Origin of the sequence: Paludibacterium sp., assembly GCF_019232825.1 — a bacterium.
Lineage (GTDB): Bacteria > Pseudomonadota > Gammaproteobacteria > Burkholderiales > Chromobacteriaceae > Paludibacterium.
This window is the reverse complement of sequence record NZ_JAFAND010000059.1, coordinates 40,656-47,576: the sequence shown is the minus strand read 5'-3', so window position 1 is coordinate 47,576 and position 6,921 is coordinate 40,656. Positions and strand designations below refer to the sequence as shown.

The 6,921-nt window shown below is 67.5% G+C and carries 7 protein-coding genes; all 7 read left to right on the top strand.

Translation table 11 applies throughout. The features are described from left to right. The coding region (locus JOZ06_RS07765) for a FimV/HubP family polar landmark protein (RefSeq protein ID WP_293230922.1) at nucleotides 1-527 on the top strand (527 nt) is incomplete at its 5' end. Further along, complete coding sequence (locus JOZ06_RS07760) at nucleotides 524-2,377, top strand: hypothetical protein (RefSeq protein ID WP_293230919.1); 1,854 nt, start codon at nucleotides 524-526, stop codon at nucleotides 2,375-2,377. The genes JOZ06_RS07765 and JOZ06_RS07760, both read left to right, overlap by 4 nt. Nucleotides 2,378-2,520: 143 nt before the next feature. Continuing rightward, the gene (gene truA / locus JOZ06_RS07755; protein WP_293230916.1) at nucleotides 2,521-3,309 is read left to right on the top strand and encodes a tRNA pseudouridine(38-40) synthase TruA; all 789 of its coding nucleotides are present in this window, start codon (nucleotides 2,521-2,523) and stop codon (nucleotides 3,307-3,309) included. 2 nt (nucleotides 3,310-3,311) lie between these two features. Beyond that, complete coding sequence (locus JOZ06_RS07750) at nucleotides 3,312-3,932, top strand: phosphoribosylanthranilate isomerase (protein WP_293230913.1); 621 nt, start codon at nucleotides 3,312-3,314, stop codon at nucleotides 3,930-3,932. After that, a complete protein-coding gene (gene trpB / locus JOZ06_RS07745) occupies nucleotides 3,919-5,118 on the top strand; it encodes a tryptophan synthase subunit beta (protein ID WP_293230910.1) in 1,200 nt (399 codons plus the stop codon). The genes JOZ06_RS07750 and trpB overlap by 14 nt, the downstream gene beginning before the upstream one ends. A 14-nt stretch (nucleotides 5,119-5,132) precedes the next feature. Continuing rightward, nucleotides 5,133-5,921: a tryptophan synthase subunit alpha gene (trpA, locus tag JOZ06_RS07740; RefSeq protein WP_293230908.1), complete on the top strand. Its 789-nt coding sequence runs from the start codon at nucleotides 5,133-5,135 to the stop codon at nucleotides 5,919-5,921. 75 nt (nucleotides 5,922-5,996) lie between these two features. Further along, a complete protein-coding gene (gene accD / locus JOZ06_RS07735; protein ID WP_293230905.1) occupies nucleotides 5,997-6,866 on the top strand; it encodes an acetyl-CoA carboxylase, carboxyltransferase subunit beta in 870 nt (289 codons plus the stop codon). The last annotated feature ends 55 nt before the right edge of the window (nucleotides 6,867-6,921 follow it).

Sequence of the window (6,921 nt, the reverse complement as noted above, 5' to 3'; positions counted from 1 at the left end):
CGGCGTCGGCGGCGCCCGGGCCGGCAGCCGAAAACAGCCTGCTTGACTTCGACTTCTCGCTTGAGGGCAAGGACGCGGCGCCCGGCGCCGATTTGAGCCAGACCGAGCCCGACTTATCCGTGCTCGATCTGCCCGCCGAGCCGGCGCGCGATGCCGCGCCTGCCGCCGCCGACTTGGCCTGGCCCGACCAGCCGGGGGAGACAGCGCCGGCGCCGGCCGCCGCGGCGCCGCTGCCGGAAGCCGAGCTTGAGGCGGCCTTCGGCGAACCTGAGGCGGCCTTTGCGGAGCCTGCGGCGGAGCCGGAGCCTGAGCCGGCGCCCGCCCCGGGAGATGTGACCGTGGAGGCCGTCACCGTGCCGCCGTCGAAGGAGGATGAGGCGCTGGCGACCAAGCTCGATTTGGCGCAGGTCTATCTCGATATGGGCGATAGCGAGGGCGCGCGCGAGGTGCTTCACGAGCTGATCGGCGAAGCCAAGGGAACACTCAAACAGCGGGCCGAAGAGATGCTGGCCGATATGGCGGCATGAAACGCGTCCGTCCCGCTCCCTGTCCCGCGCGCGCGCCGTCCAGGCAGCCGTGGCGGCGCTATATGCTGGCGGCGGTGGTCGCGGGGCTGTTCGCCTGTCCGCGCGCCGCCTTGGCCGGGCTCGGGCCGATCGAGGTGCTGTCGGCGCCGGACGAGCCGTTTGCCGCGGTCATTCCCTTTGTCGAGGACGCGCCCGGCAATGATGTGAGCGTGTCATTGGCCGAGCGCGCCCGCTATCCGATCTTGTCGCCGTATAGCCCGTCGGCCGAGCGGCTGCAATTTTCGCTGCGCCGCGCCGCCGACGGCCATCCGACCGGCGTGCTGGTGTCCGGCACGGCGCCGATTACCGAACGCGAGCTGGATTTCGCCGTGGCGGTCCGCTGGCACGATGGCGGCCTGGTGCGCGAATACCAGGTCGACCCGCGTCATACCCCCGCGCCCGCGCGTGGGGGGGACAAAAAGCCGGCGGCCATGCCGGCCTCCCACGGCGGCGGCGACAATATCGCGCTGGGTAAGCTGAGGGTGAATTCCGCGCCGGGCGCGCCGCTGATGGCCGAGGTCGCTTGGCTCGGCCGGGCGCCGTCCGATCCCGCGCGCCTGCGCGTGCGCGTCTCGCCGGTGGGCGAGGGGCGGCCAGCCCCCGAGGTGCTGGCACTGCTGTCTTCGATGAAGTATGCGCTGGCGCCGGGGCCGGGCGAGGGGCGCGTGCTGCAACTGCATTCCGACTTGCCGCTGGACGTGGCGCAGCTGGATTTCCGTCTGGATGTCAGCCTGGACGGCGCGCGCGCCGCGCGCCGCTATCGCCTGACGGTGGCCGGGTCGACGATCCGCGTGGCCGAGCATAGCGTGATGCCGGCACATGCCGCTTTCCGCGTGCTCCGGGTATTGCCGGGCGACACGCTGTCGGCCGTGGCGCGGCGGCTGCGGCATGAGGGCATTTCGCCCGCAGCGGCGATCGCGCAGCTCTACCGGGAAAACCCGCGTGCGTTCATCGACGGCAATATCGACCGGCTGCTGGCTGGCGTGCTGCTGCGCTATCCGGCGCAATGGGCGCCCGCCGCGCCGTTGCCGGCGCAGCCGGAGGATGCCGCGCGGGCGGCGGTGCTCTCCGGCAAGCTGAAACAGCAAGAACATTTGCTCTCTAGCGCGCATGCCGTGTCGCAAGCGCTGGAGCAGAAACTGGCCGATTTGCAGCGCCGCCATGACGGCGCCGCGGCCGAGCCCGCGCCTCGCAGCGCGCGGCCGATCCCGCCCGGGGTCGAAACCGCGTTGGGGAGCGCTTTTTTGGCGGCCGCCGCGGCCACCGCGCTGGCGCTGCGCCGTCGGCGGCTACGCCAACGCCAGGCATCGCCGGCGCGAGAACGCGGCACGCCTACGGCGGAAGGTATGCGCCAATGGCTGCGTTACGATCCCTCCCGCGACGATCTGCGCTATCGATTGCTATTGCTGCTGGCAAGCCAGAACGACCGCGAGGGGTTTATCGACCAGGCCGAACAGGCGCGCCCGCGCTTCGATCCCGCCGGCGAGATGTGGCAGGCGGTGGTGACGATGGGGCAAGAGCTCGCGCCGGATTATCCCTGGAGCGGACCGCAGGCCGCCGTGCCGGCTGCGCCCGAGCCCGCTCCGGCGTCCACCGTGAGCCTTGCCGCGCCGGCGGCATCGCCGCTGTTGGCGATGGATGGGTTGGACGATTGGGCCGACAACCTATCGATGCTGACCTCGCCCGAGGCCGAGCCTGACGACGCCGCGCAGATGCCCGAGCCGCTCGACAATCAGGCGCTGGCCGAACTCTTCCTGGAAATGGGCGACCAGCAGTCGGCGCGCCAGTACAGCCGCCATCCTGGCCATTAAGGCTCCCCTCGTTCGGAAATTTCCCCGTCACGGTTTACCTCGATTCCTTAAAATGCCTTGCCGCCCGTGGCCAGCGCGCGGTGGCTAAGGTAGAGTGAAGGTTTGGTCGCAGAATAAGCTGTCGGATTTAGGATGGAATATCGATGAGAATCGCGCTCGGCGTGGAGTATGACGGTCGGGCGTTCGCGGGCTGGCAGATCCAGCCGCACGGCAATACCGTGCAAGACGCGTTGAACCGCGCCCTGGCGGCGATCGCCGGCGCCCCGGTGCATACCGTGGCGGCGGGACGGACGGATGCCGGGGTGCATGCCTCGCAGCAAGTGGTGCATTTCGATTGCGACGCGGTGCGGCCGGATACGGCCTGGGTGCGCGGCGTCAATAGTCACTTGCCGGATTCGGTGGCGGTGCTGTGGGCGCGTCGCGTCAGCGAGGATTTCCACGCGCGCTTCTCGGCCTTTAGCCGCAGCTATAGTTATTTTCTGCTGTCGGCGCCGGTACGTCCGGCGCTGTTGGCGGGCAAGATCGGCTGGTTTCACCAGCCGCTGGACGTGGCTGCGATGCGCGCGGCCGCCGCGCACCTGCTCGGCCGGCACGATTTTTCCAGTTTTCGCGCCGCCGAGTGCCAGGCCAAGAGTCCGGTCAAGGATGTGCAGCGCTTGGACCTGACCGAGCATCAGGGGATGATCCGCTTCGATCTGCTGGCCGACGCCTTTTTGCACCATATGGTGCGCAACATCGTCGGCACGCTGGTGTACGTCGGCAAGGGCGCGCTGAGCGCGGCGGACGTGCAAAGCCTCCTCCTGGCGCGCGACCGCACCGCGGCGCCGCCGACTTTCATGCCCGATGGCTTGTACCTGACGGGGGTCGGCTATCCGGATGTTTACCAATTGCCAGCCGCGGCGGACCCGGCGCGGCTGACGTTATGGAGATGACGATGACGCGGGTGAAGATTTGCGGCATCACCCGTCCAGAGGACGGCGCCGAGGCGGCCCGGCTGGGCGTCGACGCCATCGGCTTGGTGTTTTACCCCAAGAGCCCGCGTTATGTGACGTTGGACGCGGCGCGTGCGGTGGTGGCGGCGCTGCCGCCCTTCGTCAGCGTGGTGGCGCTGTTCGTCGATCCGTCGCGCGATGAGGTCGAACAGGTGCTCTCGGCGTTGCCGATCGACGTGCTGCAGTTTCATGGCGACGAAACGCCGGCATTTTGCCGGTCGTTTCAACGGCCGTACTTGAAGGCGGTGCGCATGCGCCCCGGCACCGATCTGGCGGCCCTGGCCGCCGACTACGCGGATGCGCGCGGCGTGCTGGTCGATGCCTTCGTCGAAGGCGTGCATGGCGGCACCGGCACGCGCTTCGATTGGTCGCTGTTGCCGGCGGCGCTGCCGGTGCCGCTGATTCTGTCCGGCGGCCTGGACGAGCACAACGTCGCCGAGGCCGTGCGCCAAGTGCGGCCCGCGGCGGTGGACGTATCCAGCGGCGTGGAAAAATCAAAAGGATTGAAGGATGCCGGACGCATGGCGGCATTCATACAAGGAGCGAAATATGCAGCAGTATGATCTTCCCGATGCCAGCGGCCATTTCGGCGCCTACGGCGGCATCTTTGTCGCCGAAACGCTGATGGCGGCACTTGAGGAACTCAAGGCGGAGTACGCCCGCGCCAAAGCCGACCCGGCTTTCTGGGCCGAGTACCGTCACGAGTTGGCGCACTACGTCGGCCGGCCGTCGCCGGTCTACCACGCGCGCCGATGGTCGGAGGCGCTTGGCGGCGCCCAGATCTACCTCAAGCGGGAAGATCTGAATCACACCGGTGCCCACAAGGTGAACAACACCATCGGCCAGGCGCTGTTGGCGCGGCGCATGGGCAAGAAGCGCGTGATCGCCGAAACCGGTGCCGGCCAGCATGGCGTGGCTTCCGCTACCGTGGCCGCGCGCTATGGCATGGAGTGCGTGGTCTACATGGGCTCTGAGGACATCAAGCGCCAGTCGCCCAACGTTTACCGCATGAAGCTCCTGGGCGCCACCGTGGTGCCGGTCGAATCCGGCTCGCGCACGCTCAAGGACGCGCTCAACGAGGCGATGCGCGATTGGGTGACCAACGTCGATTCCACGTTCTACATTCTCGGCACCGCCGCCGGCCCGCATCCGTACCCGATGATGGTGCGCGACTTCCAGCGCGTGATCGGCGAGGAGTGCAAGGTGCAGATGCCGGAACTGATCGGCCGCCAGCCGGATGTCGTGGTGGCTTGCGTCGGCGGCGGCTCCAACGCCATCGGCCTGTTCCACCCGTACATCGACGTGCCCGACGTGCGTATCGTCGGCGTCGAGGCGGGCGGCGAGGGGCTGCAGGGCGTGCGCCACGCGGCGCCGCTGTCGGCCGGCACGCCGGGCGTGTTGCATGGCTTCCGCGGCTACCTGATGCAGGACGCCGACGGCCAGATCATGGAAACCCATTCGGTGTCTGCCGGCCTGGATTACCCCGGCGTCGGTCCGGAGCATTGCTACCTGAAGGACATCGGCCGTGCCGAGTACACCGCCGTCGACGACGACGAGGCGCTGCGCGCTTTCCACGACTGTTGCCGCCTGGAGGGCATCATTCCGGCGCTGGAGTCGAGCCATGCGCTCGCGTGGGCCGCCAAGGCGGCGCCGGCCATGGGACGCGACCAGGTGATCCTGGTCAACCTGTCCGGCCGCGGCGACAAGGACATCAACACCATTGCCGGCCTGTCCGGCATCAGCCTGTAATCGGGGAGGGACGCATGTCGCGTATCGCAGAATGTTTCAACCGGCTTGCCGGCCATAAGGCGCTGATTCCGTTCATCACCGCCGGCGATCCCAATCCGAAGCTGACCGTCGAATTGATGCATGGCTTGGTCGACGGCGGCGCCGACATCATCGAACTCGGGGTGCCGTTTTCCGATCCGATGGCCGACGGTCCGGTGATCCAACGCGCGTCCGAGCGTGCGCTCAAGCATCATGTGAGCCTGGCTCAGGTGCTGGATATGGTGGCCACTTTTCGTCTAGAAAACACCTATACGCCGGTGGTGCTGATGGGCTATCTCAATCCGGTGTGCGCGATGGGATTTCAGCGTTTCGCCGAGCGTGCCGCGGCATGCGGCGTCGATGGCGTGCTGACGGTGGATTGCCCGCCGGAAGAGGCCGATGAGCTGACCGGAGCGCTTGTCGCCGCCGGGCTCGATCCGATCTTCCTGGTGGCGCCGACCACGCCCCCTGATCGGGTGGCGCGCATCGGCCAGCTGGCGCGCGGATATGTCTATTATGTGTCACTAAAGGGTGTCACAGGCGCGGGTCATCTGGACATTGCTGAAGTTACGGGTAAAATTGCCGCCCTTAGGGAATCAATTACCGTTCCCATCGGAGTGGGGTTCGGCATCCGCGATGCCGAGACCGCCCGTGCGCTGTCCGGCACGGCCGACGCCATTGTGGTCGGCAGCCGGCTGGTGCAGGAAATCGAGGCCGCCGAGCCGCAAGCCGCCAAGCAGCGGCTCGCGCGTCTGGTGGCCGAACTGAAGTCGGCCATTCGCTAGAGCAAATGCTCCGGCGCGTACAAGGCCTGACGTGACGGCCCGGCTGAGCTGGGCCGAATTGTCCAAGGAGTCTGCATGAGCTGGTTGAATAAGCTCCTGCCGCCGAAGATCAAGCGCGAAGGCCGCGCCGATCGACCGTCGGCAGTACCGGAGGGTTTGTGGAGCAAGTGCTCCGCCTGTGAAGCCGTCCTGTATTACACCGACCTGGAATCCAATTTACAGGTTTGCCCGAAGTGCGGGCACCATCATCCGCTGCACGCGCGGGCGCGGCTCGACATGCTGCTCGACCAGGAAGGCCGCCGCGACATCGGCAGCGAGGTCAAGCCGGTCGACGTGCTGAAGTTCAAGGACGGCAAGCGCTATATCGATCGCTTGAGCACCGCCCAGGCCGATACCGGCGAGGACGACGCGCTGGCGGTCATGCAGGGCAGTATTTTGTCCGTGCCGGCGGTGGTGGCTGCGTTCGAATTCAAGTTCATCGGCGGTTCGATGGGCTCGGTGGTGGGCGAGCGTTTCGTGCGTGGCGTGGAAGCCGCGGTCGAGGCGCGCGCGCCGTTCATCTGCGTGTCGGCGTCCGGTGGCGCGCGCATGCAGGAAGGCCTGAACTCGTTGATGCAGATGGCCAAGACGAGCGCCGTGCTCGATGTGCTGACGCAGGCGCGTCTGCCGTTCATTTCCATCTTGACCGATCCGACCATGGGCGGCGTGTCGGCCTCGTTCGCCTTCCTTGGCGACGTGGTGCTGGCCGAGCCGGGCGCGCTGATCGGCTTCGCCGGCCCGCGCGTGATCGAGCAGACCGTGCGCCAGACGCTGCCGGAAGGCTTCCAGCGCTCGGAGTTCCTGCTGCAGAAGGGCGCAATCGACCAGATCGTCGACCGGCGCGAAATGAAGCAGCGCGTCGCCGACTTGCTGACGCTGCTGATGCGCGAGCCGTCGGTGGCCTAAGCGCCGATGTCGCGGAAAACAAGGCGGGCGTTTGCCCGCCTTGTTTTTTTTCTGA

Coding starts and splice junctions, on each gene's coding strand:
- trpB (WP_293230910.1), top strand. CDS start 3,919: ATGCAGCAGTATGATCTTCCCGATGCCAGCGGCCATTTCGGCGCCTAC.
- truA (WP_293230916.1), top strand. CDS start 2,521: ATGAGAATCGCGCTCGGCGTGGAGTATGACGGTCGGGCGTTCGCGGGC.
- JOZ06_RS07760 (WP_293230919.1), top strand. CDS start 524: ATGAAACGCGTCCGTCCCGCTCCCTGTCCCGCGCGCGCGCCGTCCAGG.
- JOZ06_RS07750 (WP_293230913.1), top strand. CDS start 3,312: ATGACGCGGGTGAAGATTTGCGGCATCACCCGTCCAGAGGACGGCGCC.
- accD (WP_293230905.1), top strand. CDS start 5,997: ATGAGCTGGTTGAATAAGCTCCTGCCGCCGAAGATCAAGCGCGAAGGC.
- trpA (WP_293230908.1), top strand. CDS start 5,133: ATGTCGCGTATCGCAGAATGTTTCAACCGGCTTGCCGGCCATAAGGCG.